A 26,578-nucleotide genomic window follows, 5' to 3' on the forward strand; every position below is an offset into this window, starting at 1 on the left:
TCTTCCTTTATTTCGTTATTTCTACAAAGGGCGACAGCATCTCCAGTAGCGAGAGCCCACCATGAGCCAGGGTCGGATAGCCACCCTGGCTCTTCCATTTCCAACGGCCGATCGCGAGCAGGTGCTTGCCGTGCGGGCTGGTCGCCTGCAAAGCGACGGGCGGCACGAATGGGCCAGGGTCATGTTCGCCCGGCGCGAGCCGACCGCCCTTCAGGACCTCTTTAAGAAAGGTCGCCTGTTCGTCCGCGGCATCGAAGAACAGGCCGGTGGCGGCGTAGCCGTGGTCTGAGGTGATGACGAGCCGCCGGCCTGTGGCCAGACGCTCGACAAAGCCCCAGAAATCATCGCTCGTCAGCTGAACGGCGACATCGCGGGTAAGAGCATCGAGGCCCTGACCGGCTCCCGATCCATCATGGAGCTTGGCATCCGGCCATTGATGCCAGAAGACCCAGTTAGGGGTAGCGTCGATGAGGCCGGCGCAATCTACCCAAGGCAAATCAACGCACTCTGTCTTGCAGGGCGTAAGCCTGTGCGAGGATCCGCCGCCATTGTTCTGAAGCTGGCTCCTGCTGTTGAAGCCGAGTGCGTGCGCGAAGGCATTCGTCTCACTCGGTATCTCTGCGCCATAGGCTGTCACGCTATGAAGGGCGAAACCTCGATCCCTCGCACCTTCGAGAAGCCAAGGAAGTTCGCGGAGGCTCAAGCCGTCAAGAATCAGGATGGCCTTGGCGCTATAGGGCTCCATCCACCAACTGGCGAGCCGGTCGGCATTCCGCACAACGGCGCTTCCGAACTCTTCCCAAAGGTCCCATGCGCTCGACGACAGAAAATGATCCAGCGTCCCCACGGCGCGGTCACGTTTCGTGACCTCACCCGAGGCGCTGCTCGCCAACAGCGGTGACGAACAAATGGCGACGGTGCTTTCAACGATTGTGCGCCAAGCATCGGTCGGCGTAGCGGTCGTCAGCTGAAGCAGTTGGTCACTTCCAAGCGCCATCAGCTGTCCTCCTTATCGAGCGACAGCTCGAACGTCATGCCGTCGGGCAGCTTCTTGAGCAACTCCCTGAGCTGGGCGCCCGTGGCAGCCGAGACCTTGAGCGTCACCTCTTTGACCGGCGTCGCCGGGCCGATGCCCCAGCCTTCGAGCTTGCCAATGAGGTTCAGGGGCGAGGTCGCGGGGTTCGATAGCGTCGTCCGAGGCCCGCTTCCGGTGCCGCCACCAAAGATGCCGCCACCGGGCTGTGCAGCTGGCGCTGTCGGGTTTGCCGGTGATTCGCCGCCTGTACCTGGTACCGGTGGCGTTGGAGAAACGCCACCTCCAAACAATCCACCAGTACCAGGGGGGCCGGGAGTCGGGACGGGTGGCGCTGCACCACCTGTCGAGGGGACAGCCGAAGGTGGAAGCAGGAATACTTCGTCCAACTGCCTTCCCGTGAAGGCCAGCTTTGGCCGTAACCGCTTCCAGGCTGTCTCCTCATCCTCTCCGGCTTGCGCCTGGAGGTACTCCAGGCCACGAAGATTGATGGCCACCTTGCCGCGCGCGCACAGACGCACGATCCGCTCTTTCATCGCGGGTTCGCCAAGCCAGGGGATGCAATCCTGTCCCGAGGGGCGGGGCTCCTGAAGCTCGCGAAGCAGTTTGCCGACGGAGGCATTTTCGGCGGCGGCTTCCAACACGAGGTCCTGGAAATCCTCGGGAACGAATAGGTCGTTGATCAACGCCTGCTCGATCGCCTCCGGAATTTTTGCACCCTGTTCTTTCAGAGCTTCGACATGGAACTCGCATTTCGACGGCTCAGAAAAGTTCCAGCGGTGCAATACGGCGAACCTGTCGAATCGTTTTTTCAGGAGGTCCCGCAGTTCGTTCTGGTACTTGGTCTGGAGCTTTCTATACTCGGCACTCTGCGCTCCCCATTCCTGCGCCTTCATTTCAGCACGCGCCAGAATCAACAGGTCGCGATCATAGAAGGCGTTTGACGTTCCCGCCCGTGGCAGCAGGAAGCGAACCGTGTTTCGGCGCTTCTGAAGGTGATCCTTCAGCCATCTGCCGAGCTGCTCGTTCAAGCGATCCGGTTCTTCCGGCAGGACGAGAATGGGCAGGCGCTCGTCCCACCTTTCCAGTTGCTCGCTCTCATCGAGCCCGGCCCACGGCTCACTCATCCACGAACGCGGCAGCGCAATGACGCGAAATGTCTTGGCGACCTCTTCGGAGCCGCCGATCACATAGCGGACCTCCTTGGCGAGCTGCGCAAGGTCAGAGCCGTCGGTGAAGAGTTTGTCATTCCGCGCTGAGGCCATCACTTTGGCCTGGGGGTTCTCTTCCTCTCTGAAGACGAGCCGCGCACCGTCCTGGTGAATGTTGAAACTGTTTTCGATGATGGTCGCCAGCTCGACCTGAAAGGCATTGTCGTCAACGACCTTGCCCTGCGTGACATCAACCTGAAGCACTGCGGGCTCCGCTCCCGCCAGATTGCCGACGGCAATCGAACGAAGCCACAGCGCTCCCATGATTTCCTGCAGGTGTGGAACCTTAGTGACGTGATCGGGAACAGCCTCGACGACCGAGGTCACGTTCCGAAGCGCCTTTTCCCGGAGAGTGCGGTGCTGTTGGTTCGCCACCGAGTCCAGTAAGGCGCCAATGCCCGACGCATCGTCGTTGAGTCGAAAATCAGCCGAGGTCAAAATGCACGCATTCTCGCCACGGCTCTTGAAGAGGTTTGCGAGAATCCGGATCAGGTCGCGCGTCTCTTGCGCATCGGTGGCGATGAGCACCTGGTCTTCGAGCAACTGGAGCAAGTGCGGCGCAAAAGGCCACGCCTCAGTAAACTCTCGCCGCTTTCGATCCTGTTCCGCTGCGGGCGTGCCCACCAGACGGAAGTATTCCGACACATGCTGCGCAACCACGCTGTCAACCGACGATGAGGCTATCTGAAGCCTATTCTCGAACAGGCGATGGAGCAGCATGCGCCGTCTGTCATTCTGGATACGCTCCGGGCTGCCGCCCGCCTTGAAGTCGATCTGAACGGGATTGACGCGGTGGATTTGCTGGTATGCATCGGTATCGCCGTTGCGGACCGAGACCACCAGCACCAGCAGGTCAGGGTGCTCCTTGGCGATTTCAGACAGGATCTGAATGAAATTGAAGGCCCAGTTTTTCCAAGGATACTGCTTAGTGTTTGTCAAGCCATCGTACCAAGTCTGGAACTCGTCCAGCAGCAGCATAGTCGGCGTGTGGCGTAGCAGCTCAAGGACGAGCTGATCCGATGGAATGTCGGTCTTAGCCGCACCCATGCCCTCCCATTTGCCCTTGATGTACGTGCCGTGAGGATGCTGCTCGAAAAGCAGGTCCCATAGAAACTTGTACCGCTGGCGATGAAGGCTTTCGCCGATGACCAGCATGCCGCTCCGAAGCTGGATGCCTCCGATAGCTGGGTCACCAAGCGTGCTCGACCAATTCTTCAGCCATGCGCCAGTCGAAGCGGGATCGTGGACAGCATGAAACAGCGTCGCCATCAAATGCGACTTACCGAGGCCACGCTCGCCAATCACGACGACTGGCCGGCCTTGGTTCGGCCCTACCGCCTCTATGCCTTTCAAAAGGTCGTGCGTCGGGTACGTAATCTCCAGGAAGTCTTGTGCAGAAACCTGCGTCGCACCTGTGTTCGCCTCGTTGGAAAGCTCTATCGCCGTTCCTCTGAGGCGCCGCCCCTTGAATTCCTGCCTTAGATTCAGGCCGAGCATCAGATCTCCCCCTTCGCATTCTGCAATTTGTCCCGCGCGGTTGCAGATTCCGCGAGTAGGACTATCTGTTGATCTTGCGGTTTGCGCGCATCAGGGTCGATGTCTAGCCCCAACCGCCTTAGAGCGTAGTAGCGAAGCGCTTTTCGGACATGGATGCGCGCGCGCCCTCCTCGCATGCCGTAATCAAGCGCAATGATCCGTTTCTGGCTTTCTGAAAGCTCCGGATGCGGCCCTATTTCCAGCGTGACTAGTTCGTTCCAGTCGTCATCATCCTTTGGCGACACTACGCTCGTACGAATTGACCTGACCTCGATGGTCCGTGACAGCAAGAAGTCCTTGAACGACTTGCTGACCTCACAGAAGGCTCGGGTATGCCATCGAAATCCGTCAAAGCCGAGTGCATGCGGCGCGATCCATCGCCAGTGTGGGTCATCACTGGAGAGCGACTGATATTTGATCTCGATCGCCTGGTTTTGACGGATCGCCGCAAGTACCGTTCGCAATGTATCGTTGTTGACGCCGCGGGCTGGCACGGGCGGTCCTGCATAGGGAGGGGAATGAGCAATCCAGGATTCGGATGAGGCCAAAATGCCTTCGGCGACGGAGCGAATCTGGTTGAGATATTGTCCGGCGTCTGGTTTTAGGAAACAGGGCTGAAACTCAGTGCTCGCGATGTAGCGCTTGGCGCTCTTATCGTAGATGGCGTTACGCGGCGCGCGCTCCTGGTACAGCGTCAAATCCTTCGACGCCTGTGGCACGGACACGTCGAACGCTTCGACAATATCCGAACGATTCACGCCGCCTTCCCAGTAAAGGCGGAATTCGATGAACTCGAGTCGGCGCTCCACACCCCATTTCAGTACCGCCTCGCCGTCCGGCATTGTTCTGCACCTCCATGCACGGATAGGCATCAAAACTATATGGACATATCCACACGATGCGTGTAATTATTATTCCCATCTACTGCTCTGGTCAACAGTGATCAGCGCGATTTCGGGGGTGAGATGGGGAGGTGGGCGACTCGCGGACCGCGTCGGCGGCAGGTGCTGTCGCCAGGACAGCTACGTAATCCCAAGAGAAGCAAGGTTGCGATAATTGCGGTCGCGCTGAGACCGCGACCGCAAAACAGGTACTACCTATTAGGAGAGGGGTTATGTCCGTAGCGAGCCGATCCACCTTGGTTGTTCACGGTCGCCTCGCCATGCGGGAGAGCCGCCTCGCGGCGGGTCGTGGCGGTCGTCACGGCCTCCAGATCATGTCGTTCGAGCAGGCGGCCGTCCGACTTGCCGGCGGATTTGCTCGTCCGATCGACGATGAGAGCCTGCGCGCGGCCATCCAGGCGGCCTTGCCTGCCACGCCGATGGGGGAGCTGGAGAGCATCAAGGCTCTTCCCGGCATGATCGACGCGGCAGCCGACACGCTCCACAAAGCCTGGCGCGCGGGCATCGATCTTGCCGCACGCGCGGCCGATCATCCGCGTCTCGCCGCTATCGCGCGCCTGGAAGCGGCCGTCCTCGACCAGCTTCCGCCCGGCATGATGCGGCCTCTCGACATCGTCACCGCCGCAACCGCCCGTATCGGTCATGCCCCGGGGGTCCTCGGCCCGTTGGAGATTGTCGGCCTTACCGAACTCTCGCCCTGTTGGCGGCCGCTGCTCCAGGCGCTCACCGTCCATATACCCGTGCGATGGACGGCCGGCCCCAGGAGCGTTCCCGCATGGCTGGACGGCACAGGCGTCACGGTCGCGCGCGCACCGGCGCATGCGCCGGTAATCAGCGCCGCCAGCGCGGCGACGGCCTATCACGAGGCCATTGAGGCGATGCGCTGGGCGCGCAGCCTGCTCGCCTCGGGCGTCCCGGCTTCGGAGATCGCCATCGCGACCGCCTCGCCCGCCGACTATGACGATCATTTCCTGGCCCTGCGCGCCGACGCCAACATCGACCTTCACTTCGTCCATGGCATCCGCACCGTCGCCACCCGCGAGGGCCAGGCGGCTGCGGCGCTGGCCGACATTGTGGTTCGCGGTCTGTCGCAGTCGCGGCTGCGCCGCCTCGCGGCACTCTGCCGGGACAGCGGGCCTTTCGAGACCCTGCCCGAAGGCTGGCTGCGGGTGCTGCCGACCGATGCGCCGCTCTCGACTCCGGGCGCCTGGAACCGCCTGCTGGCCCGGCTGACGCCGGAAGACTGGCCCGACGGCGCCGATCACATTGCGACGCTGCGCACGGCGGTCGAGACCCTTGTGAAAGGATCGGAGGCAGCCAGCGAGATCGGAGAAGCCTTCCTCAAGGGCCGCGCGCTCGCGATCTGGCGCAAGGCGCTGCTCGCCGGCCCTGCCGCCTCGATCGACGCGACGCTGGAAACCCTGAAGCAGGACGACGGACTGGAAGCGTGCGTCTGCGTCGCCTGGATGCCGGCCAGCGCACTCGCGGCATCGCCCCGCCGCTTCGTGCGGCTCCTCGGGCTTAATTCCTCGCGCTGGCCGCGCGGGATCGCCGAGGACCGGCTGATCCCGGACCATATCATCCCGACCCCGGTGCTCGACCCGCTGCCGGTCAACCTCGCCGACCGCCGCGACTTCGAGACGATCCTCGCCACGACGGCCGACACCGTCGTTCTGTCGCGCGCCCGGCGCGACAGCGACGGGCGTCTCCTGGGTCGCAGCCCTCTGCTCGCCGGGCGTGGCGACGAAACCTATCTGCGCCGCAACGGGACGCCGGCGCACGCCTTCAGCGAAACAGACCGCCTCATGGCCCGGCCCCAAGAGTTCGCCGCCGATCCGCAAGCGGTCGGCGCGCACGGCTGCTGGCGCGCCTGGCGGCAGGCCGAGATCACTCCCCATGACGGGGTCGTGCGGGCGGATCATCCGCTCGTTCTCGCCATCCTCGGCCGCACCCAGTCGGCCAGCTCGCTGCGCCGCCTGCTGCGCAATCCGCTGAGTTTCGTGTGGGTCTATGCGTTCGGATGGCGTGAACCGCAGAGCAGCGCCGAACCGCTCGTGCTCGACGCGCTCGGTATCGGCGATCTCGTTCACTTGGTTCTCGACCGCGCCTTGCGCGACCTCGAAACCGGAGACGGTCTTGCCTCCGCCGACGCCGAGACCATCGAAGCAGCGGTGGCGCGGGCCGCGCAAGCCGTCGCCGCCGATTGGGAAAGCGAGCGTCCGGTTCCGCCGGCCGTCATCTGGAGCCGCACGCTCGATGACGCCCGCGTAATGGCGGGCCGCGCCTTGTCCTATGGTGATGATGTCCTGCCGGGCGCACGCTCCTACGGAGAGGTGCCCTTCGGCGGCTTGGAGCCGAAATCCGACGCGGAAACGCCCTGGGATGCGAGCGCGCCGGTCGCGATTCCCGACACGGGCTTCAACATCGCCGGCTATATCGACCGGCTCGACATCTCGGGCGACGGCAAGCGCGCCCTCGTGCGGGACTATAAGACCGGACGGCCGCCGCGCGGCGACATCCGCCTCAATGGCGGGCGAGAGCTTCAGCGCTGTCTCTATGCCTTCGCGGTGAAGGCGCTCCTCGGCGACGATGTCGCCATCAGCGCCTCGCTGCTCTATCCGCGCGAGCCCGTCGATCTCCAGCTCGACGATCCCGAGGCCGTGCTGGCGGAGATCTCGGGCTATCTGCGCGCGGCACGGTCGAGTCTTGCCGGAGGCGCGGCCCTGCCTGGCCCGGATACCGGCGGCGACTATGACGACCTCGCCTTCGCCTTGCCGGCCAACGCCAGCGCCACCTATTGCAAACGCAAAATGCCGGCCGCCACTGAACGGCTTGGCGAAGTCGCTCAGGTCTGGGAGGCGGAATGATGAGCAGCGTGTCCAAGGTGCTGAAGGACGACGGCGCGCGCCGCGATGCGATCAGCCTCCATGATCGCTCGATCCTGGTCGAGGCTGGCGCGGGTTCAGGTAAGACCGCCGTCATGGCTGGCCGCATCGCCGCCATGCTGGCCGAAGGCGTCGCGCCGCGCTCCATCACCGCCGTCACCTTCACTGAACTCGCCGCGAGCGAGCTGCTGTCGCGCGTCCGCGAGTTCGTTGCCGATCTCTCGGCCGGCACGATCGCGACCGAGCTGCGCGTGGCGCTGCCCGATGGGCTGTCACAGACCCATCGCGACAATCTCGCCGCCGCCAGCGCCGCGATCGACGAAATCACCTGCTCGACCATCCACGGCTTCTGCCAGCGCCTGATCAAGCCCTATCCGGCGGAGGCCGACATAGATCCCGGCGCCGGCGTCATGGACCGCAACCAGGCCGATCTCACCTTCCTCGAAATCGTCGACGGCTGGCTGCGCGAGCGCCTCTCCGGCGGCCAGGGCGGTATCCTGGCCGAGCTGGTGCTGCACAGCCCCGGCGAGACCGTGGCGCTCATCCACAAGATCGCCGAGAATATGCGCCGTCGCCCCACGCTCACGGCCCCGCTCGTCTCTCCACTTGGCGGCCACCTCACGGCGTTCCGGCAGGCCACGGCGGATTTCGCGAACTTCATGGATGGCACGGCGGCGGCCGAGCCGGAAACGGTGATGATCGTCGAGCGGCTGGCCGAAATGGCGACCGCCGTGGCGAACGGTCCCGATCCCGCGACGTCCGCGGGCCTCGTTCGGCTCCTGACCGCGCGGCCCCACCCGGATCTTTGCACCAAGGCCGGCGCGTTCGCCTCCTACCGCAAGAAGGGCAAATGGGCCGCCACGGCCAAACAGGCCGGTCTCTCCAAGGCCGATGGCGACCGGCTGAACGACGCCGCCGAGACCCACTACACCGCCTGTTGCGACGCTTGGGTCGCGTTGGCGCAGGCCGTCGCCGGCCATGCCCTGGCCGCGCTGATCGACGAAGCGCGTCCGATCCTGCAACGCTATCGCGACCACAAGCGCGCCAGCGCCCAGCTCGATTTCGACGATCTGATTTTCGCCGCGCGCGACCTGCTGCGCGACCATGACGACGTTCGACGGGCGCTCGGGCAGCGTTTCGCCCACGTCCTCGTCGACGAGTTTCAGGACACCGATCCCCTGCAAACCGAGATCTTCTGGCGCCTTTGCGGCGAGCCGGTCGATGGCGCGGACGGCTGGACCCGGTTCCGCATCCGGCCGGGCGCGCTCTTCCTGGTCGGCGACCCCAAACAGGCGATCTATCGCTTCCGGGGCGCCGATGTCGGCGCCTATGTGCAGGCGCGCGACGCCTTCCGCGACCAGGACCCCGGTAGCCTCCTGTCGATCTCCACTAATTTCCGCTCCTGCGCCTCGATCCTCACCTTCGTCAACGAGCGCTTCGAGGTCGCGCTCTCGGCCGGCGGGCAGCCCGGCTTCACCGCGCTCGACCCGTTCCATGACGATCGCGGCGGCCTGTGCGTGGCGGCCCTCGACATCGCCGTGGCCGACGAAAACGGCAAGGCCAGCGCCGAGCAGCAGCGTGACGCCGAGGCCGACGCCATCGCCGATCTGTGCGCCCGGCTGATCGAAAGCCACCCCATCATCGACCGTCGCAGCGGCGCGGAGCGCCCTTGTCAGCCGGGCGACATCGCCTTGCTGGCGCCAACCGGCGCGGAGCTGTGGCGCTATGAGGAAGCCCTGGAGCGCCGCGGCATCCCCGTAGCGACCCAAGCCGGAAAGGGGCTGTTCCGCCGCCAGGAGGTCCAGGACCTGATCGCGCTGACCCGCGTCCTCGCCGATCGCCGCGACACGCTGGCGCTTGGCGCGCTGCTTCGCGGGCCTCTGGTCGGCCTCACCGAGGAAGAGCTGCTGGACATCGTGTGGGGGCTTCCGCGCTCGGAGGAGAAGCCCGACGGGATTCCACGTCTGGACCTCAGCATCGACCCCACCGTCATCGGGCACCCGCTCGCGCGCGAGGTCATCGAGCGGCTGCAATCGCTTTCCCGGCGCGGCAACAGCACGACCCCGCACGAGCTGCTGTCGCAGGCCGTGGACGTGATGCGCGTGCGTCCGCTCCTCCTTGAGCGCCATCGCGGCCAAGCCGAGCGCGCGCTCGCCAATGTCGATCTCTATCTCAGCCTGTCGACCGGCTACGCCGTGCGCGGCCTGCGCGCCTTCGCCGAGGCGATGACAGCGGCGTGGTCCGACGAGGCCCGCGCCGTCGAGGGACGGCCCGACGCCCAGGAGGAAGCGGTCGCGCTCTTCACCATGCACGCGGCCAAGGGGCTGGAATGGCCGATCGTCATTCCGGTCAACACCATGACCGGCGTCATGGCGCCCGACAGCGCCGTGATCGACCGCCAGACCGAGACCTTCTATTGCCCGGTCCTGGGCGTCGTGCCCGAGGGCTACGAAACCGCGCGCCAGGCGGAAAAGGACGAGCTGGACCGCGAACGCATCCGGCTCTGGTATGTCGCGGCCACCCGCGCCCGCGAACTCCTCGTCTTGCCCCGGCTCGACGCCACGCCATCGAAATCGGCCTGGATCGGTCTCGTCGATCTGTCGCTCGCCGACCTGCCCGGCCTGGACATCTCTCACCTGCCTGCCGGTCTCGCGGCCGCAGACGCGGGCGCGGGCAACACCCAGACGCGCGCGAGCTTCGCAGCCGAAGCCGAAGCCATCGCGGCCGCGCAGACGCGGTTGACCTGGTTCGCGCCCAGCCGTGACGAAAACGCCGCCGGGACCGTGCTGCGGGAAGAGGAAGCCGCGCTCTGGACGGGATCGGCCGACGATCAGCCCCCCGAGCTGGAAGCAGCCGTCCTCGTGCAGGGCGGCCGCGAGCGCGGGCTGATCCTCCACAAGCTCATGGAAGAAGTGCTGACCGGCGAAACCCAAGAGGAGGAAGCTGCCCTGAGCGAACGGGCTGGCCACCTCATCCGCGCCCTCGGCCAGTCTCCGGTCGCCGACCCGGCGACGGGGCTGTCGGCGCAGGAATTGGCGGCCTGTGTGGCCCGGACCCTGGCTCTGCCTGACATCGCGGCCCTGCGGCCGGGGCTTCTCGCCGAATTTCCCGTCTATTCCGCACAGGCGGCCGACGGCGCGGAAACCGCAACGGCCGGGATCGCCGATGCACTGACCCTGACGGCCGAGGGCCGCCCCGCCGTCGTCGTGGACTGGAAAAGCGATGTGACGCCGGCGCCGGGAACGCTCGATCATTATCGCGCGCAGGTGCGGGCCTATCTCGACATGACTGGCGCCGAGCGCGGCCTGATCGTGCTGATGACCTCCGGCGCCGTCATTCCCGTCCTGCCGACGAAACCGACCGAGAGCGAGGCGGCCTGAGCCCATGTCGTCTCTTGCCTGGATCGATTTCGATGAAGCCGAGCGGCAGCGCGCGCAGCGCATCATGGCGCTCTTTCAGGAGCGCGAGACCCGCGACGAGCTGGGGCTGGGGGCGATCCGGGATTCTATCGCCGATCACCTCTTTCCGGGCACGAGCACGATCCAGACGCGCCTGCGATACATGCTGTTCATTCCCTGGCTCTATCGGGCGCTGGAAAAGCGTGAAGTCCCTGAAGCACAGCTCCGCACCGAGGCGCGCGACACCGAAATCCGGCTTGCCGACGCCCTGAAAGCCGGCGGTGAGTCCAACGGCATCATCGGCCGGGATGCAGGACCACGGCTCCAGCGGTTGCCGAGTTCCGTCTATTGGGCTGGCCTGGGCGCGTGGGGCATCCGGGTCTTTCCGGGCTCGCTCGACAGTCTGTTCATCGCCTTGCGGGGCCGTGGCCGGTCGCGCGGCGCATCCAGCGGCGAAGACGCTCTGGCCGGCGCCCAAACGCCCACCGTCTGGAATCCGGCCTTGCCCCGGATGCCCGGCGACCTACTTGAGCACGCCGTCTTCCGCCTGACCACCGACGAGGCGCAATTCCTCATCGACCGCCTGATCGCCAGCCAGCCCACTGCACTGCTCACGATGCTGGCGCGCGAAGGCATCGACGCGGACTGCGACTATATCTGGACGCACCCCCATCTGTCGGCGTTTCCATCCGCAGCGCGCCGCCTCGTCCAGCATGGGGAAATCTTCTCACATGTGGTGCACGGCGCCGCGCTGCTTTACAATCTCGCGCTCAGCGAGCTGCGCCAGCGCGACGACTGGATCGACGACTATCGCGAGCGGCTTGCGGCCTGGAGCGACGAACTCGATCCCAGCGCCGTCCGCACATGGTCGCTCGATGATTTCTGGAACGTCGTCGAGCACCCGGCGCACGCTGTCCGGCCAGCCGCCAAGCGCTTTGTAACCGAGTGGCGCGAGCTGGTTCTGGCCGGGACGGAGCAGGTGATCGCGTCGTCTGCGGCGCGGCAGCTTGTCGAAGAGCGTGAACGCCGGCTGAAAACCAGCCAGTCCCGCTACGCCAATCACGCCGTGCGCGACCGCTGGACCGGCGCATCCGGCGCCGACCGCCTCACCTTCCGCTGGGCGCAAGCCAAATCGCACCTGCGGGATCTCGCACATGCTGAATAGGCGCAGTCTTGATCCCGAACAGCGAACCCTCTACGGCGCCAATCTCCAGCCGCCGGCGGGCTACGTCTTCGACGCGGCAGTCGCCACGACCTTCTCGCTCGACTTCGAGACCGCGCTCGCCGTGCCGGTCAGTCTGGCGCTGTTCGCCGCCGAGAATCGCGACGACATCCTTTCTCACCCCCTGGCACTCTTGGAAGGCGCCGAGCGCATCGCCGGCCGCCTCGTCGTCTTCACCGACGCCGGCCATATCCAGGCGAGCGTCCGTCCCCATTCCCGCCTTTGCTCGCTGCTCGAACGCATCGTGGTCGAGGTCGCCGCCCCTCACGGCGGCGCCTTCCACCCCAAGATGTGGGCGCTGCGCTTCACGCCGTTGCGGCCCGAAGATCCGGCGCGCCTGCGCCTGCTCATCCTCTCCCGAAACCTGACACGCGACCGCTCCTGGGATATTGCCGCCACCCTCGACGGGGTGATCTCCAAGCAGCCCAAAGCCATCAACCGCCCGGTCACCGACTTCCTTCGCCAGCTCCCCGCCCTGGCAACCGTCGGTGCTCCCGATGGAACGAAGGCCCTTGTCGATGAGCTGGCCGAAGACATACGGCGCGCGGAATGGAGCCTGCCCGAACCGTTCCAGAGCGTCTCCTTCGCCGTCAACGGCCTCGGCGGAAAGCCATGGCGCCCGGAACCCTGCGTTCGGCTGGGCGTCGTGTCGCCCTTCTGCGACGATCAAACCTTGTCGATGCTCGCCGGCCTGGCCAGCGCCGAAAAGCCCATCTTCATCGGGCGATCCGACGAACTCGCCCAGATGCCCGGCGCCACGCTCGATGGCTTTGGCCGCGTGGCCGTGCTCGACGAAATGGCGGCCACGGAAGATGGCGAGGAAGCCGACGCAACGGCCCTGCAAGGGCTCCACGCCAAGGCGTTCGTCGCCGAGCGCGGCTGGGACACCGCGATCACGGTCGGCTCAGGAAATGCCACGCGCCCGGCGCTGCTGACCGGCGGCAATGTTGAGATCTTCGCGACCCTGACCGGCAAGCGGTCGCGGGTCGGTAGCGTCGAGGAAATCCTCGGCGAGAAGGGGTTCGGCCGGCTGACGCGACCTTTCGTCCGCAACGAGATGAACACCGCCGACGCCGCGCAACGCGCGGCCGAGGCGCGATTGGACCTGGCCCGGCGAGAGATTTGCCGCAGCGGCCTCACGCTTCGTTGTGAGCGCGGCGAGCACGCTGCCAATGGCGCGCCGGTCTGGCAGGTCTGGCTGATCCCGTCCGAACCGCTGCCCCTTACCGGGCTCGGTGCGCTGCGAGTTTGGCCGATCACGCGAGGCGAAGGACATGCGCGCGATGTGCTGGAGCCGCTCCGGCAGGGACAGCCCGCCGACCTTGGCGCAATGCCCTTGGTCGACCTTACCCGGTTCCTCGCCTGTCACCTGACGGACGAGACGGACGACGTCTCGATCCTGTTCAGCACGGGGCTCAAGATGGAGGGGCTGCCCGCAGAGCGCCACGCTGCCATCCTGCGCTGGGTGATCGACAGCAAGGACGCCTTCTTCCGCTATCTCCGGCTGCTCCTCTCCGAATTGGGCGATCCCTTCGCTGCCGCCCTCGCGGCGCAGGACGGGTCAGGTCAGGGCGCCTGGCGCGCGGCAAGCGACGACGCGCCCATCCTCGAGGAGATGGTTCGGGCCTTCTGCCGGGGCGGGGACCAGCTTCGCGCCATCGAACGGCTGATCGCCCGCCTGGAAACCGGCGACAGTGACGATACCGATCCGATTCCCGCCGAGTTCCGCGCACTCTGGAATACATTCCGAATTGCGCTCGCCACGCAGGATGCCGTGCATGCCGAATGAACGGTTTCGCGCCGACGCGGCGCTCGCTCCCCTCAAGGTCTTTCAGCGGCGCACCGTCGACTACGTCTTCGATCGGCTCTACGGCCAGGACGATCCTGTCCGCCAGTTCCTGGTCGCCGACGAAGTCGGCCTCGGGAAGACGATGGTGGCGCGCGGGGTCATCGCCCGCATGATCGAACACCTGTGGGACAACACCAAGCGGATCGACATCCTCTACATCTGCTCGAACCAGGCGATCGCCGCCCAGAACCTCAACCGGCTAAACGTCCTCGGGCGACGCGAGCTGGCCCTGCCGACCCGCATGACGCTCGTTCCCCTGCAACTGCGCGATCAGGCGGGCCTCGACGCCAACAGGGTGAACTTCATCAGCCTGACGCCGGGCACAACCTTCGATCTGCGCTCCGCGACGGGTGTGACGCAGGAACGCGCCTTGCTGTTCCATCTCCTGCGCGATCTCGTTACCCGCCCGCGCGGCCTGCACAACCTGTTGCAGGTCACGGCCGGCGTCGAGGGTTGGAACCGCGCTGTGGACAACCTCACCCTCGAAGGCGTCGACAAGCGCATCATCGAGCGTTTCCGCCGCGACGTGAAAGCGGATCGCGACCTCTTCGAGGAACTCGAACGGATTTGCGAACTCTTCCCGCGCCGCCGGGACACCTATCCCGCAGAAATGACACAGCCCCGCAACAACCTGGTCGCCCGGCTCCGCGCCAAGCTCTCCCACGCCTGCGTGGATGCGCTGCAACCCGACCTCATCATCATGGACGAGTTCCAGCGGTTTCGGGATCTGCTGCATGGCGACAGCGACGCGGCGATCCTAGCGCGCGAACTGTTCGACTACTCGGGAGGCGACGGGCACGCCGCCCGTACCCTGCTGCTCTCCGCCACGCCCTACCGGATGCTGACGCTCGCCGGCGATGAGCCCGACGAAGGCGACCACTATCAGGATTTCCTCGAAACCCTGAGCTTCCTCTATGGCCGCGAAAGAGGGCCGGAGGTGGCGGCCACGCTCTCGCGCGAGATGCGCGCTTTCCGCGGCCTTCTGCATACCCTGCCGCAATCGCACGCTTCAGCGGTCGAGGCGCGCCAGGCCATCGAACAGCGCCTGCGCAAAGTGATCGCCCGAACCGAGCGGGTCGCGTCCACGATCGAACGCGACTCCATGATGAGCGAGCCCGCCATCACGGTCTCGGTCGCGCCCGCCGATCTCGCGCAGGCGTCGGCCTTGTCGCAAGTGGCGCGCACACTCGATGCGCCGGAAATCATCGAATACTGGAAATCGGCGCCTTACCTGCTCAACTTCATGCGACACTACAGCCTGAAGCAGCTTCTGACGGACGAGGCGGAGGCGCCCTCGGCGACCCTCCGCAGCGCCATCCAGGCCGCTCGGCCGACCATGCTCGATCACGACGCCATCGACGCCTATGCGCCGCTCGAGCCGGCCAATGGCCGCATGCGCGCGATCATGGACGACATCTTCGGCCAGCGTCTCGAACAGAATCTCTGGATACCCGCCGCCATGCCCTATTACGGCGACGCGCGATCCGGCGCGCCGCTGACCAAGGCGCTGATATTTTCGGCCTGGTCCATGGTGCCCGACGCGATTGCAGCCCTGCTGTCTTATGAAGCCGAACGGCGCATGGGCGTCGGCGAATCCGGCCGACGCTATTTCGAGCAACATCGTCTGCGCCCCTTGCAGTTCCGACAGGATCAGGGGCGGCTTGTGGGTTTGCGCGCGCTGCTCCTGATCTATCCGTCGCCGGCTCTGGCCGAGCTGGCCGATCCGCTCGCGGTTTTCAGTGAAACCGAGACCGCCCTGTCGCAGGAGGGCATGCGCGCCGCCATCGTCGACCGCCTCAAGCCCGCCCTCGAGGCTCTGCGAAAAGGGGCGGCGTCGCGGCAGGACGCCAACAGCGCCGAGTGGGCCGCTCCCGCCGTGGTAGATGACCTGCTGGGCACGCGGTCCCGCGCCTGGCTGGAGACGCCCCATGGCATGCGCGCCCTGGCGAGCGAAGACGCCTTTCAGGATCATGTCGCCGAGCTTGCGGCGGCGGTCAAGACGCACGACATCGGCGCTTCGTCCGCCGATCTTTCCGACCTGCTGGTAGACGTGGCGCTCGGCAGCCCGGCCGTCTGCGCGCTTCGCGCCCTCAAGCGGATCGCGCCCGAGCTGGCGTGGGACGACCCGCGCCTGCTCAGCGCCGCCGCTGAAGTCGCTTGGTCGTTCCGGGCGCTGTTCAACCAGCATGACGCGGTCGCCCTGTTGCGGCGGGATACCGACGATCACTATTGGCGCCGTGTGTTGGTCTACTGCGCCGAGCACAACCTACAGGCCGTCTTGGACGAATACGCCCACTACCTTGTCGATGCCGAAGGTCTCGGAGCCCGCCCGGCCGAGGAACGCGCCCTCGGCGTCGCGCGCGCCATGGCCCAGGCCCTGGCCATCCGCCCGTCGCAGATCGAGGTCGACGACGTGCATGTCGATGGCGAGGCCCTCGACATCAGCAAATTCCAGATGCGCGGACGCTTCGCGATGCGGCTCGCCGACTACAAGGACGAGGACGGCGCCGTCGCCCGGCTCGGAGGCGTGCGCGATGCGTTCAACTCGCCGTTCCGGCCATTCGTTCTCGCCACCACGTCGGTCGGCCAGGAGGGGTTGGATTTCCATCCCTATTGCTATCGCGTCTATCACTGGAACCTACCGGGCAACCCGGTGGACCTTGAACAGCGCGAAGGCCGCGTCAACCGCTTCAAGGGCCATGCCGTGCGTCTCAACTTGGCCGAGCGCCAAGGCGGTGCCGTCAGGGGCTGTGGGCAGGCGCCTGACGATCCGTGGAAGCTGATGTTCGAGCGCGCGCGCAGCCAGGCGGCGGTCGACACCGACCTCATCCCCTATTGGATCTACGAAGGTTCCGTGAGGGTCGAACGGCGCGTGCCGATGTTGCCGTTCAGTCGGGAAGTCACGCGACTCGCTTGGCTCAAGCGCAGCCTCACGGTCTATCGCCTAGCCTTTGGCCAACCGCGGCAAGACGATCTGCTTGACTACCTGCAAACTCTCGCGGGCCATGGAATGGATGCCAGCCAGCTTCTCGATTTGCAGATTCGGCTTGAACCGGAACTTCGGAACGTATGAGAACGATATCTACTTCGAGACCGTCCTTGAGAGGAATACGCGGTAGCCACTGCGGATTGGCTCTCGCCGCATACGATCAACATTTGAAGTGACGCGAGCGAACCAGCTTCGCCGTTCAGTTCTTGGTTCAAGCTTCCGCTCCCCGATCTACGTGTGCTGGGCGAGGTGGAAGCGAAGGAGACCCTTGGGTGATCTGGTCCCGCCGTACTGGGATCGATCCGTGCGGCAAAGGACCCGCCGCAAGACAGTGCAATTTTGCATCTCGCAGCTGCTTCGATTCGATGCTCGCCGCTGCTCTTGACTCACGCCCTTTATTTGGAGAACAAATAGAGAACATGATGCAAGAGCCATCCCAGGAGGTCAAGGACCAGCTTGCGGCCGGAGCCCGCCATAGAGTCGTTGCGCGCGCAAATCGAGAAGATCGAGGGTCGAACCCTGCGCGCGAAATCGGTGCTTCCTTTCGGGATTGCCGAGGTCGACGCGCGACTCCCCGGCGGAGGGCTGGCGCGTGGCGCTCTTCATGAGATTGCGGGCGGCGGATTTGGTGCCGTCGACGGTGCGGCCGCCGCCCTGTTCGCCGGCGGCATCGCCGCGCGGACGACGGGCAAGATCCTGTGGTGCATCACACGCCCGGATCTCTTCGCGCCGGCGCTCGCGCAGGCAGGATTGCCGCCGGATCGCGTGATCTACGTCGAGGCAGGCGACGACAAGGCGATCCTCGCCTGCATGGAGGAAGGCCTCCGGCACGGCGGGCTGGGCGCCGTCGTCGGCGAGGTCGCCCGTCTTTCCATGACCGCCTCCCGGCGCTTGCAGCTCTCGGCTGAAGGCACCGGGACGATCGGCATCGCCCTTCGGCGCTGGCGGCGCCAGACCGAGGCCGCCGATTTTGGACAGCCAACCGCCGCGATGACGCGCTGGAGGATCTCGGTCCTGCCCTCGGCGGCGCTGCCCGTTCCTGGTGTCAGCCGCCATCGGTGGCTTGTCGAGTTGATCCGCGCCCGCGCGGGCGAGAGTGCAGATTTCGAGTTGGAGGCTTGCGATGACACGGGTTGTCTCGCTCTTCCTGCCGAGCTGGTCGACCGATCGGCTGCGGCGGAAGGCCGGCGACGCGGCGCCTCCGGTTGAGGCCCCGCTCGTCCTGATCGGCCGGGAAGGAAGCCGGCGCGTGGTGGTGTCGGCGGATGCCGCCGCGCGGGCGGCTGGCTTGCGGCCCGGTATGCCGGTCGCCAAGGCGCAGGTCCTCGTCCGGGACCTGCTCATCCAGGATGCCGACCCTATCGCGGATTCCGAGGCGCTGGAGCGCCTCGCTTTGTGGGTGCTGCAGCGCTTTGCCCCGATCGTCGCGGTGGATGGCGAAGACGGGATCGTGATCGACACCACGGGTGCCGATCATCTCCATGGCGGTGAAGAAGCGATGCTCGATGCCCTGATCGGGCGCCTTGCCATGTCCGGCATTGCCGCGCGCGCCGCCGTGGCCGACAGCTGGGGCGCCGCGCATGCCTTTGCCCGTTACCTTGCCAGCCCGGGCTTCGTGGCGGCAGCCGGGCATGGGCCGAACATCGTCTCCTCATTGCCGTTGGAAGCTCTGCGTCTGCCTGCGGCGATGAACCACGATCTGCGCATCCTCGGCTTCCAGCAGGTCGGCGATCTTCTGGCGCAGCCGCGTGCGCCGCTGACGCTTCGTTTCGGCCACGAGCTCGGTCGGCGGCTCGACCAGGCGGTCGGGTCGGCGGCGGAACCGATCGATCCAGTCCGGCCGGCCGATTTGATCGAGGTCCGGCGTAGCTTCGCCGAACCGATCTCGGCGGCCGAGACAATCGCGCGTTACATCGGCAAGCTCGTCGTTGCGCTCTGCGAACGGCTCGAGGAAGCCGACCTCGGGGCGCGGCGGCTCGACCTTCACCTGCGGCGCGTCGACAATCAGCGCCAGGCGATCCGTGTCGGCATGGCAATGCCCGTGCGCGATGTAAAGCGCCTCACCCGGCTCTTGTGCGACAAGATCGAAACCATCGATCCGGGCTTCGGCATCGAGCTCCTTTCCCTCGTCGCAAGCAGCACCGAACCTCTGCTCCGCAAGCAGACCGTCAGCTCGCTGATCGAAGAGGCCATTCCCGATGTGTCCGATCTGATCGACACGCTCGCCAACCGCGTCGGCGAACGGGCCGTCTATCGCGCGGCGCCGCTGTCCAGCGACGTGCCCGAGCGCGCCGTCGGCCGCATTCCCGCAATGGCGCCCGACACCGGCGCCACCTGGCCGGGCCATTGGCCGCGGCCCGCGCGTCTGCTGCAGCGCCCCGAGCTGATCGAGACCGTCGCGCTCCTGCCCGATCATCCCCCGGTCGCCTTCACCTGGCGTGGCATTCGCCGCCGTGTGCGCCGGGCTGACGGGCCCGAGCGCGTGTTCGGGGAATGGTGGAAACGCGATGCCGAACTCGCGACCGTGCGCGACTATTTCAGGGTCGAAGACGAAGCTGGCGAACGATACTGGATCTATCGCGCCGGCGACGGCGAGGATGCGGCGACTGGGTCGCATCGCTGGTTCGTGCATGGGGTGTTCGGATGAGCACCCATCGCTATGTCGAGCTTCAGGTCACATCGCATTTCAGCTTCCTGCGCGGGGCATCGTCAGCCGACGAACTCTTCGCCCGGGCAGCGTTGCAGGGCATCGAGGCGCTCGCGGTCGTCGACCGCAACAGCCTTGCCGGTATCGTTCGCGCACACGAAGCCTCGAAAGCGACCGGGGTGCGGCTGATCGTGGGCTGCCGCCTGGATCTGTCAGACGGCATGTCGATCCTGGTCTATCCAACCGACCGGGCCGCTTACGCGCGGCTCTGCCGGCTGCTCTCGCTCGGCAAGCGGCGCGCGGGCAAGGGCAAATGCAGCCTCGCATGGACCGACGTCATCGCCTATGGCGAAGGTCTGATCGCAGTGCTCGTGCCTGACATGGCCGACGATGATTGTCGACTTCACCTGCGCCAACTGCACGATGCCTTCGCCAACCGCGCCTACATGGCGCTGACGCTCAGACGCCGGCCGAACGACCAGCTCCGGCTTCACGAGCTCTCCAATGCCGCCGCCGCGGCGAAGGTCCGCACCGTCGTGACCAACGACGTGCTCTTTCACGAGCCCGATCGCCGGATCCTCCAGGACGTCGTCACCTGCATTCGCCACAACGTCACCATCGATGCGCTCGGCGACCGCCGCGAACGACATGCCGATCGTTATCTCAAGCCGCCCGAGGAGATGCACCGCCTGTTTATGCGCTACCCGGAGGCTTTGGCGCGCACGCTGGAGATCGCCGACCGGTGTCGCTTCAGCCTCGATGAGCTGGCCTATCAATACCCAGAGGAGCGTGACGATCCCGCGCTTTCGCCGCAGGAGACGCTCGAAAAGCTAACCTGGGAAGGGGCTCAGACCCGCTATCCCGAGGGCTTGCCCGACGAGGTGCGCGCCGTTCTTCAGCACGAACTGCGCCTGATCAAGAAGCTCGACTACGCGCCATATTTTTTGACGGTCAACAGCATCGTCAGGTTCGCGCGCTCACGCGATATCCTATGCCAGGGACGCGGCTCTGCCGCGAACTCCGCCGTCTGCTACGTGCTCGGGATCACCTCGATCGATCCCGGTCGCAACGACCTGCTGTTCGAACGCTTCGTGTCCGAGGAGAGACGCGAACCGCCCGACATTGACGTGGACTTTGAACATGAACGGCGGGAGATCGTGATGCAGTGGGTTTTTGAAACCTACGGTCGCGACCACGCGGCGCTGTGCTCCACCGTCATCCGCTATCGGACCAAAGGGGCGCTGCGCGACGTCGGCAAGGCCCTCGGCCTGCCCGAGGATCTGATTTCCTCGCTCTCCGGGCAGGTCTGGGGCTGGTCCGAGGACGGCGTGGAAAACAGCCATGTCGAGGCGCTCAATCTCAATATTGCTGATCGACGGCTGCGATTGACCCTGGACCTGGCGCGTCAGCTCATGGGCGCGCCACGACATTTGTCGCAGCACCCCGGCGGTTTCGTCCTCACCCACGACAGGCTCGACGATCTCGTCCCAATCGAGCCTGCGAGCATGAAGGACCGCCAGGTCATCGAGTGGGACAAGGACGACATCGACGCGCTGCGATTTATGAAGGTCGACGTCTTGGCCCTGGGCATGCTCACTTGCATGAAAAAGGGTCTCGACCTCCTCGCGCATCACAAGGGCATCGAGCTCGACCTCGCTACGATTCCTGCCGAAGATCCTCGTACCTATGCGATGATCAGGAAGGCCGACACCCTCGGGACATTTCAAATCGAGAGCCGCGCGCAAATGTCGATGCTGCCGCGCCTCAAGCCTCGCACCTATTACGACCTGGTCGTTCAGGTGGCGATCGTCCGGCCCGGTCCGATCCAGGGCGATATGGTCCACCCCTATCTTCGTCGCCGCGAAGGGCGCGAGCCCGTCCACTACCCCAAGCCCGAGCTCGAACAGGTGCTCGGAAAAACACTGGGCGTACCCTTGTTCCAAGAGCAAGCGATGAGGGTCGCGATTACTTGCGCGGGGTTCACGCCGGGCGAGGCCGACATGCTGCGCAAGTCGATGGCCACGTTCAAATTCACCGGCGGCGTCTCGTCGTTCAAGGCCAAGCTGATCGACGGCATGGTGGCCAACGGCTACGAGCGCGCCTTCGCCGAACAGACGTTTCGACAGCTGGAGGGGTTCGGCTCGTATGGTTTCCCGGAAAGCCATGCTGCCTCGTTCGCCTTGATCGCCTATGCGAGTGCGTGGCTCAAATGCTGGCACCCGGATGTATTTTGCGCGGCCTTGCTCAATAGCCAGCCGATGGGCTTCTACGCGCCGGCTCAAATCGTCAGGGACGCGATCGAGCACGGCATCGAGGTGCGCCCCGTCTGCGTCGCGGCCTCGCGATGGGATTGCACGCTCGAGCCGACCGGCGATGAGGCGCGCTTTGCGGTCAGGCTCGGCCTTCGCATGGTGCGGGGCCTTGCCAATGCGCATGCCGCCAGCATCGTCGCTGCACGCGGCGATCAGCCTTTCGCGACGGTCGATGATCTCTGGCGCCGGTCCGATGTGCCGCAGGCGGCGCTTGTCCAGCTTGCGGAAGCCGACGCCTTCCGGCCTGCGGTCGGGCTTGCGCGACGGGAGGCGCTGTGGGCGATCAAAGCGTTGCGCGACGAATCCTTACCGCTCTTCGTCGCCGCGGCAGCGCGCGATCGGGGTCCGAGTGCGGAGATCGACGAGCCTGCAGTGGCGTTGCGCTCCATGAAGACAGGCGGCGAAGTCGTCGAAGATTATCGACATGTCGGTTTGTCGCTGCGCAGTCATCCGGTCTCCTTTCTTCGCAGCGACCTGCACCGGCGCCGGATCGTCGCCTGCGCAGAAGCGATGGAATCGCGCGACGGCCGCTGGCTCGAAGCGGCCGGCATCGTCCTTGTCCGTCAACGGCCGGGATCGGCAAAAGGCGTGATGTTCATCACGTTGGAGGATGAGACTGGCATCGCCAACCTCGTCGTCTGGCCGAAGGTCTTCGAGGCCAACCGGCGTGCGGTCCTGTCGGCGAGCATGATCGCCGTGCGCGGTCGAATCCAGCGCGAAGGCGAGGTGGTCCACCTCGTCGCGCAGCGGATCGTCGATCTCTCCGCCGAGCTTGCCAGCGTCGGGGAACGGGAGGCAGGCTTTCCCCTGCCCCATGGCTGCGGCGATCAGGTCCGCAACGGCGGTTCGGCCCCGGATCCGCGCGAGCAGCCGTCGAAACCGACGCGAACCCGCAACATCTACGTTCCCGACCTCCACATCGACACCATCAAGGTGAAGAGCCGGAACTTCCAGTAGTCTAACGTGGTGCCGCGCCGCCCGTAGGTCATCACGAGACCGCTACCCCGGCATAGACGCTGCCGGCCAGCGCAGCCTGAACCGCCGTCGCCATACAACGCAGTCCAGCCGTCACCTCGACAAGTTCGATCTCGCACGCCGGATCGCCTGTGGTCGCACCCGGCGCCGCAAGCGCCACCGGCCAGACAGTGTCGGGGCCCCTCTGGATCGTACGATCCACGCCGCCCCTGTGGCGCTTCACAAGCAGCCGCACCTCGCGCTCTACGCGGTAGCCGAGCGGCAGATAGAAGGCGCAGATGCGAGAGATCGTCCAGGGCGTGTAGACGAGACCCTCGCTGGCCAGGGCGTCGTTGATCTGCTTGAGCGCCGTCGGATGGCCGGTCTGATAGCTCATGGTCCGCAAGTCGCCCGCTGGCGTTGGCGTGACCCGCAGGCGCAGCCGGACGCCCCGCCCTCCATTGGCGAATGTATCCCAGAGCGTCGCCTCGTCCGGGTTGCCCGGCTTCGTCAGCGAGATGAAGAACAAATTGTCCGACAGGTCCTCGAGGACCTGTTTGCCGCGGCCATTGTCGTCGAAATATCCCTGGAGCCCATGTTCTTGCGCGAACGTGGCAAACTCGCCTTCACGCAGATAGGCCGCGACTGCGCGGAGATGAATCTGCCGTGAAGCCACGATGGCCTTGAGGCTCGTCAGCGTCGTGTAGTGCTCCAGCTCGATCGGACCCGTCGCGCGCGGAAAATCCACTCCGAGCACCGCTTCGGCGAGAACGCCGTTGTTTCCCGTAAATTCGTAGAGCCGCTGACCATCGCCCGAGATGGTAACCGCACTTTCGGTGAAAACCTGATCCGGGGTGGCAGCGCCGAGCACGGAGCGAAAGACCTTGTGTGCGGCATCCACCTTCTCGACGAAGCGCATGATGGGAGGAAGCGGAGCTGACATCACGACGCTGTCCTAACCCACCTGTTCGACCAAAAGCGACCCCGCCGAGAGTGGCTTGATCAGGTCTCGCGCCGGCACGGTCGGATCGAGCCAATCTGCCCAGGTTTCGCGTTCGAGGATGACGATCTGTCGATCATGATACCGCGCGACGTCGGGGCCTGGCTCCATCGTCAGCATGGTGAAGGCCTCGCCCACATCCTTCGTCTCTCGCCAGATGCCGGCGATGCAGAAGATCGGCTCGTCGCGCCTGGTAAAGAGCCACTTGTCCTTCCGCTTCTTTCCCTTCTCGGTCGGATCGGTGAACTCGTAGAAGCCATCGGTGACGATCAGGCACCGGTTGCTGGTGAACTCGCGACCGTCCGAGCGGAAATTGTAGACCGGTCGCTTATTCTGGCCCGGCCAGCTCCAGCGGCGCTGCACCAGATCACCCTCCCCGGGTGCCCCTTCGACCGAGCGGATGATCGGGGCCACGTCGGTGATCTTGATATCCTCCCGCGCCTGAATGTTCGGCGGGCCCTCGCTGAACCGGATTTTGATCTTGAGGTCGGCGAAGTCCTCGACGATCGAGGCGACGTCCACCATCAGGCGATAGTCATTACACATCACTCCTCCTTTCTTGGCGTTGCGCCGGAGAGCTGTTCCTATTATGTTCTAAATCATTATGAACGTGAAGCCTTTCAATTCCGATGCACCGCTCGACGAACGCCGCGTCGTCGTCAGACGCTCAGGCGGCGACGTCGAAATGGTCGAACTGGCGTGGGGTCTACAGCCGCTTGATCCACACGCGCGACCCTATACTGTTGTTCGCGCGGAAAGCCGGACGTTTCCAAGCTATCGCTGTCTCGTCCCGGCATCGGAATTTCGACATCGCAGCAACGGCAAGGATTACAGCTTCCGGCTCGCAAACGGCGATTGGTTTTATTTTGCCGGAATTTGGCGGCCAGCGACCCGCGACTGGCCCGAGGCCTATGCGATCATCACCATCGAGTCGAATGGCGACATCGCGCCGTATCACGATCGGCAAATGGCGGTGCTCCGCCGGGAGGATCGTATGAGGTGGCTCGACATGGCTCGACCTGAGGCTGACGTGTTGCGCGCGTTGCCCGCTGGGAGCTTTCAGATATCCCGCCTTCACCACGGGCGAGCGCAACCCGTGCTCGCACTTTGACGATGGGCCGTGGTGGTGACGGAATCGGCTATCCTCCCGCGAAAGATCATCCACATCGACATGGACGCATTCTACGCGTCGGTTGAACAGCGCGACGATCCCGGGCTGCGCGGTCGGCCCGTCGCTGTCGGCGGTTCGGAGGTGCGTGGCGTGGTTGCCGCGGCGAGTTACGAGGCCCGCGTCTATGGCATCCGATCGGCGATGCCGTCGGTCACCGCGAAAAGGCGTTGTCCCGACCTCGTTTTCGTGCCGCCCCGTTTCGATGTGTATCGTGCCGTCTCGGCGCAGATCCGCGAAATCTTCGCCGAGCACACTGATCTGATCGAGCCGCTCTCGCTTGACGAGGCTTATCTCGACGTCTCGGAGAACAAGCACGGCATTCCGATCGCGAGCGAGATCGCGACGCTAATTCGTGCGCGCATCAAGGAAGTCACGGGTCTCAACGCCTCCGCCGGTATTTCGTACTGCAAATTCCTCGCGAAGATGGCGAGTGACCTCAACAAGCCGAACGGCCAGGCTGTCATCACGCCGAACAAGGGTCCTTCGTTCGTTGAGGCGCTTGCCGTGAAGAAATTTCACGGCGTCGGGCCAGCGACGGCAGAGAAAATGGAACGGCTTGGAATCTACACCGGCGCTGATCTCAAGACGAAGCCGCTTGCCTACCTGCAGCAGCACTTCGGCAAGGCGGGGAGCTGGTACTATCGCATTGCCCGCGGCATCGACAACCGCCCTGTCGAGCCGGACCGGCCACGCAAGTCGATTGGGGCGGAGGACACCTTCCGCATCGATCTGTTCGCCCGGGAGAGCGTCTATCCCGAGATCAACGCTCTGGTCGCGAAGGTATGGCGTCTGTGCGCGTCGAAGCAGCTCCGGGCTCGCACGGTGACGTTGAAGGTGAAGTATGCAGACTTCCAGCAGGTAACGCGAAGCCGGACCGTTTCCCTGCCGTTCCGAACCGCTGCGGAGGTTGAGGAGCTGTCTCGCGCGCTGCTCGATTCGCTCTTCCCGGTCGAGAAGGGGATTCGGCTGGTCGGCGTCACGGTGTCATCGCTCGAGAACGCGATGGCGGCTTCAGAAGGGCAGCTCGCGCTGCTGTAGCGCCCCGGGGAGCGCGACCCACTTTTTCGAGATCGCTTCCGGAAGGGAACGCTGCCACGGCGTCGCGCCTCCGCGGTTGTCGTGCGGAATATTCGCCATCGGTTGGGCATCTTGGCGATCGTGGCTGCGCTTGTTGGCGCGGTGAAATTTACAGGTCGGCATCAAGACCATGTCGACGTGGGCTATATTTCTCGCCCTAGTGTCCACTGTCTTGCCGAATACACGTACGTGACGCGCGGCTCGCCTCGATCCGGGCGCACCAATTCCGTCCCCAGCGATGGCGTATTCAAGGTCCCGCCCTATACAAAAATATTAGACAAACATCCCACAGTTGAAATCAGTAAAACGCCCGTAGAATTGAGTCATTGAGTCCCATAATCGATCCTGCGCCCGGAGATGAGTTCGCAATTATCTGGCCGGGGGTAAAGACA

General features: G+C 65.1%; 15 protein-coding genes. 10 read left to right on the top strand and 5 right to left on the bottom strand.

What is annotated here, in order from left to right; all coding sequences use genetic code 11:
- Nucleotides 1-7: 7 nt before the first annotated feature.
- The 3 genes from ACFOHJ_RS15140 to ACFOHJ_RS15150 are packed head-to-tail and all read right to left on the bottom strand — an operon-like array spanning nt 8 to nt 4,622.
- A complete protein-coding gene (locus ACFOHJ_RS15140; protein WP_378221876.1) occupies nt 8-997 on the bottom strand; it encodes a hypothetical protein in 990 nt (329 codons plus the stop codon).
- Nucleotides 997-3,741, bottom strand: coding sequence for a DUF499 domain-containing protein (locus ACFOHJ_RS15145; protein WP_349016053.1), 2,745 nt, complete (start codon nt 3,739-3,741; stop codon nt 997-999). The genes ACFOHJ_RS15140 and ACFOHJ_RS15145 overlap by 1 nt, the downstream gene beginning before the upstream one ends.
- Nucleotides 3,741-4,622, bottom strand: a complete 882-nt coding sequence (locus ACFOHJ_RS15150; RefSeq protein ID WP_349016052.1) for a WYL domain-containing protein — start codon at nt 4,620-4,622, stop codon at nt 3,741-3,743. The genes ACFOHJ_RS15145 and ACFOHJ_RS15150 overlap by 1 nt, the downstream gene beginning before the upstream one ends.
- 272 nt (nt 4,623-4,894) lie before the next feature.
- On the opposite strand from ACFOHJ_RS15150, the gene ACFOHJ_RS15155 reads away from it, so the two are divergent.
- The 8 genes from ACFOHJ_RS15155 to ACFOHJ_RS15190 all read left to right on the top strand — a co-directional run bounded on the left by ACFOHJ_RS15155 (nt 4,895) and on the right by ACFOHJ_RS15190 (nt 22,941).
- Nucleotides 4,895-7,549, top strand: coding sequence for a PD-(D/E)XK nuclease family protein (locus ACFOHJ_RS15155; protein WP_378221878.1), 2,655 nt, complete (start codon nt 4,895-4,897; stop codon nt 7,547-7,549).
- Nucleotides 7,549-10,947 (top strand): UvrD-helicase domain-containing protein, encoded by a 3,399-nt coding sequence (locus ACFOHJ_RS15160; protein ID WP_378221969.1) that lies wholly within the window; start codon nt 7,549-7,551, stop codon nt 10,945-10,947. Before ACFOHJ_RS15155 ends, ACFOHJ_RS15160 begins: the two co-directional genes overlap by 1 nt.
- Before the next feature lie 4 nt (nt 10,948-10,951).
- Nucleotides 10,952-12,130, top strand: coding sequence for a DUF6361 family protein (locus ACFOHJ_RS15165; protein WP_349016050.1), 1,179 nt, complete (start codon nt 10,952-10,954; stop codon nt 12,128-12,130).
- Nucleotides 12,120-13,976: a phospholipase D family protein gene (locus ACFOHJ_RS15170; RefSeq protein WP_378221880.1), complete on the top strand. Its 1,857-nt coding sequence runs from the start codon at nt 12,120-12,122 to the stop codon at nt 13,974-13,976. Before ACFOHJ_RS15165 ends, ACFOHJ_RS15170 begins: the two co-directional genes overlap by 11 nt.
- 142 nt (nt 13,977-14,118) lie before the next feature.
- Nucleotides 14,119-17,109, top strand: coding sequence for a helicase C-terminal domain-containing protein (locus ACFOHJ_RS15175; RefSeq protein WP_378221881.1), 2,991 nt, complete (start codon nt 14,119-14,121; stop codon nt 17,107-17,109).
- A gap of 372 nt (nt 17,110-17,481) precedes the next feature.
- On the top strand, nt 17,482-18,234 hold the full coding sequence (locus ACFOHJ_RS15180; RefSeq protein ID WP_378221883.1) for an ImuA family protein: 753 nt from the start codon (nt 17,482-17,484) through the stop codon (nt 18,232-18,234).
- Nucleotides 18,149-19,672 (top strand): Y-family DNA polymerase, encoded by a 1,524-nt coding sequence (locus ACFOHJ_RS15185; RefSeq protein WP_378221885.1) that lies wholly within the window; start codon nt 18,149-18,151, stop codon nt 19,670-19,672. Before ACFOHJ_RS15180 ends, ACFOHJ_RS15185 begins: the two co-directional genes overlap by 86 nt.
- Nucleotides 19,669-22,941, top strand: a complete 3,273-nt coding sequence (locus ACFOHJ_RS15190; protein WP_378221887.1) for an error-prone DNA polymerase — start codon at nt 19,669-19,671, stop codon at nt 22,939-22,941. Before ACFOHJ_RS15185 ends, ACFOHJ_RS15190 begins: the two co-directional genes overlap by 4 nt.
- Nucleotides 22,942-22,972: 31 nt before the next feature.
- On the opposite strand, the gene ACFOHJ_RS15195 is transcribed toward ACFOHJ_RS15190, so the two are convergent.
- Nucleotides 22,973-23,881: a hypothetical protein gene (locus tag ACFOHJ_RS15195; protein WP_378221889.1), complete on the bottom strand. Its 909-nt coding sequence runs from the start codon at nt 23,879-23,881 to the stop codon at nt 22,973-22,975.
- A 12-nt stretch (nt 23,882-23,893) separates the two neighbouring features.
- Nucleotides 23,894-24,484, bottom strand: a complete 591-nt coding sequence (locus ACFOHJ_RS15200) for an SOS response-associated peptidase (protein ID WP_378221891.1) — start codon at nt 24,482-24,484, stop codon at nt 23,894-23,896.
- Nucleotides 24,485-24,539: 55 nt separating this feature from the next.
- Here ACFOHJ_RS15200 and ACFOHJ_RS15205 point away from each other — a divergent pair, with 55 nt between their 5' ends.
- Nucleotides 24,540-25,049, top strand: coding sequence for an SOS response-associated peptidase family protein (locus ACFOHJ_RS15205; protein ID WP_378221971.1), 510 nt, complete (start codon nt 24,540-24,542; stop codon nt 25,047-25,049).
- Between the two features lie 12 nt (nt 25,050-25,061).
- Nucleotides 25,062-26,147 carry a DNA polymerase IV gene (dinB, locus tag ACFOHJ_RS15210; protein WP_378221973.1) on the top strand — a complete coding sequence of 362 codons (1,086 nt, stop codon included), beginning with the start codon at nt 25,062-25,064 and terminating at the stop codon, nt 26,145-26,147.
- Nucleotides 26,148-26,578 lie beyond the last annotated feature (431 nt).

It is taken from the genome of Aquamicrobium soli (genome assembly GCF_042646345.1).
GTDB classification, from domain to species: Bacteria; Pseudomonadota; Alphaproteobacteria; order Rhizobiales; family Rhizobiaceae; genus Mesorhizobium; species Mesorhizobium soli_A.

Excerpts from the sequence above, each read along its gene's own strand:
- ACFOHJ_RS15150 (WP_349016052.1), bottom strand. The coding sequence starts at position 4,622 with ATGCCGGACGGCGAGGCGGTACTGAAATGGGGTGTGGAGCGCCGACTC.
- ACFOHJ_RS15175 (WP_378221881.1), top strand. The coding sequence starts at position 14,119 with ATGGTGGCGCGCGGGGTCATCGCCCGCATGATCGAACACCTGTGGGAC.
- ACFOHJ_RS15155 (WP_378221878.1), top strand. The coding sequence starts at position 4,895 with ATGTCCGTAGCGAGCCGATCCACCTTGGTTGTTCACGGTCGCCTCGCC.
- ACFOHJ_RS15195 (WP_378221889.1), bottom strand. The coding sequence starts at position 23,881 with ATGTCAGCTCCGCTTCCTCCCATCATGCGCTTCGTCGAGAAGGTGGAT.
- ACFOHJ_RS15140 (WP_378221876.1), bottom strand. The coding sequence starts at position 997 with ATGGCGCTTGGAAGTGACCAACTGCTTCAGCTGACGACCGCTACGCCG.
- ACFOHJ_RS15165 (WP_349016050.1), top strand. The coding sequence starts at position 10,952 with ATGTCGTCTCTTGCCTGGATCGATTTCGATGAAGCCGAGCGGCAGCGC.
- ACFOHJ_RS15170 (WP_378221880.1), top strand. The coding sequence starts at position 12,120 with ATGCTGAATAGGCGCAGTCTTGATCCCGAACAGCGAACCCTCTACGGC.
- ACFOHJ_RS15190 (WP_378221887.1), top strand. The coding sequence starts at position 19,669 with ATGAGCACCCATCGCTATGTCGAGCTTCAGGTCACATCGCATTTCAGC.
- ACFOHJ_RS15200 (WP_378221891.1), bottom strand. The coding sequence starts at position 24,484 with ATGTGTAATGACTATCGCCTGATGGTGGACGTCGCCTCGATCGTCGAG.
- ACFOHJ_RS15145 (WP_349016053.1), bottom strand. The coding sequence starts at position 3,741 with ATGCTCGGCCTGAATCTAAGGCAGGAATTCAAGGGGCGGCGCCTCAGA.
- ACFOHJ_RS15185 (WP_378221885.1), top strand. The coding sequence starts at position 18,149 with ATGACACGGGTTGTCTCGCTCTTCCTGCCGAGCTGGTCGACCGATCGG.
- ACFOHJ_RS15160 (WP_378221969.1), top strand. The coding sequence starts at position 7,549 with ATGAGCAGCGTGTCCAAGGTGCTGAAGGACGACGGCGCGCGCCGCGAT.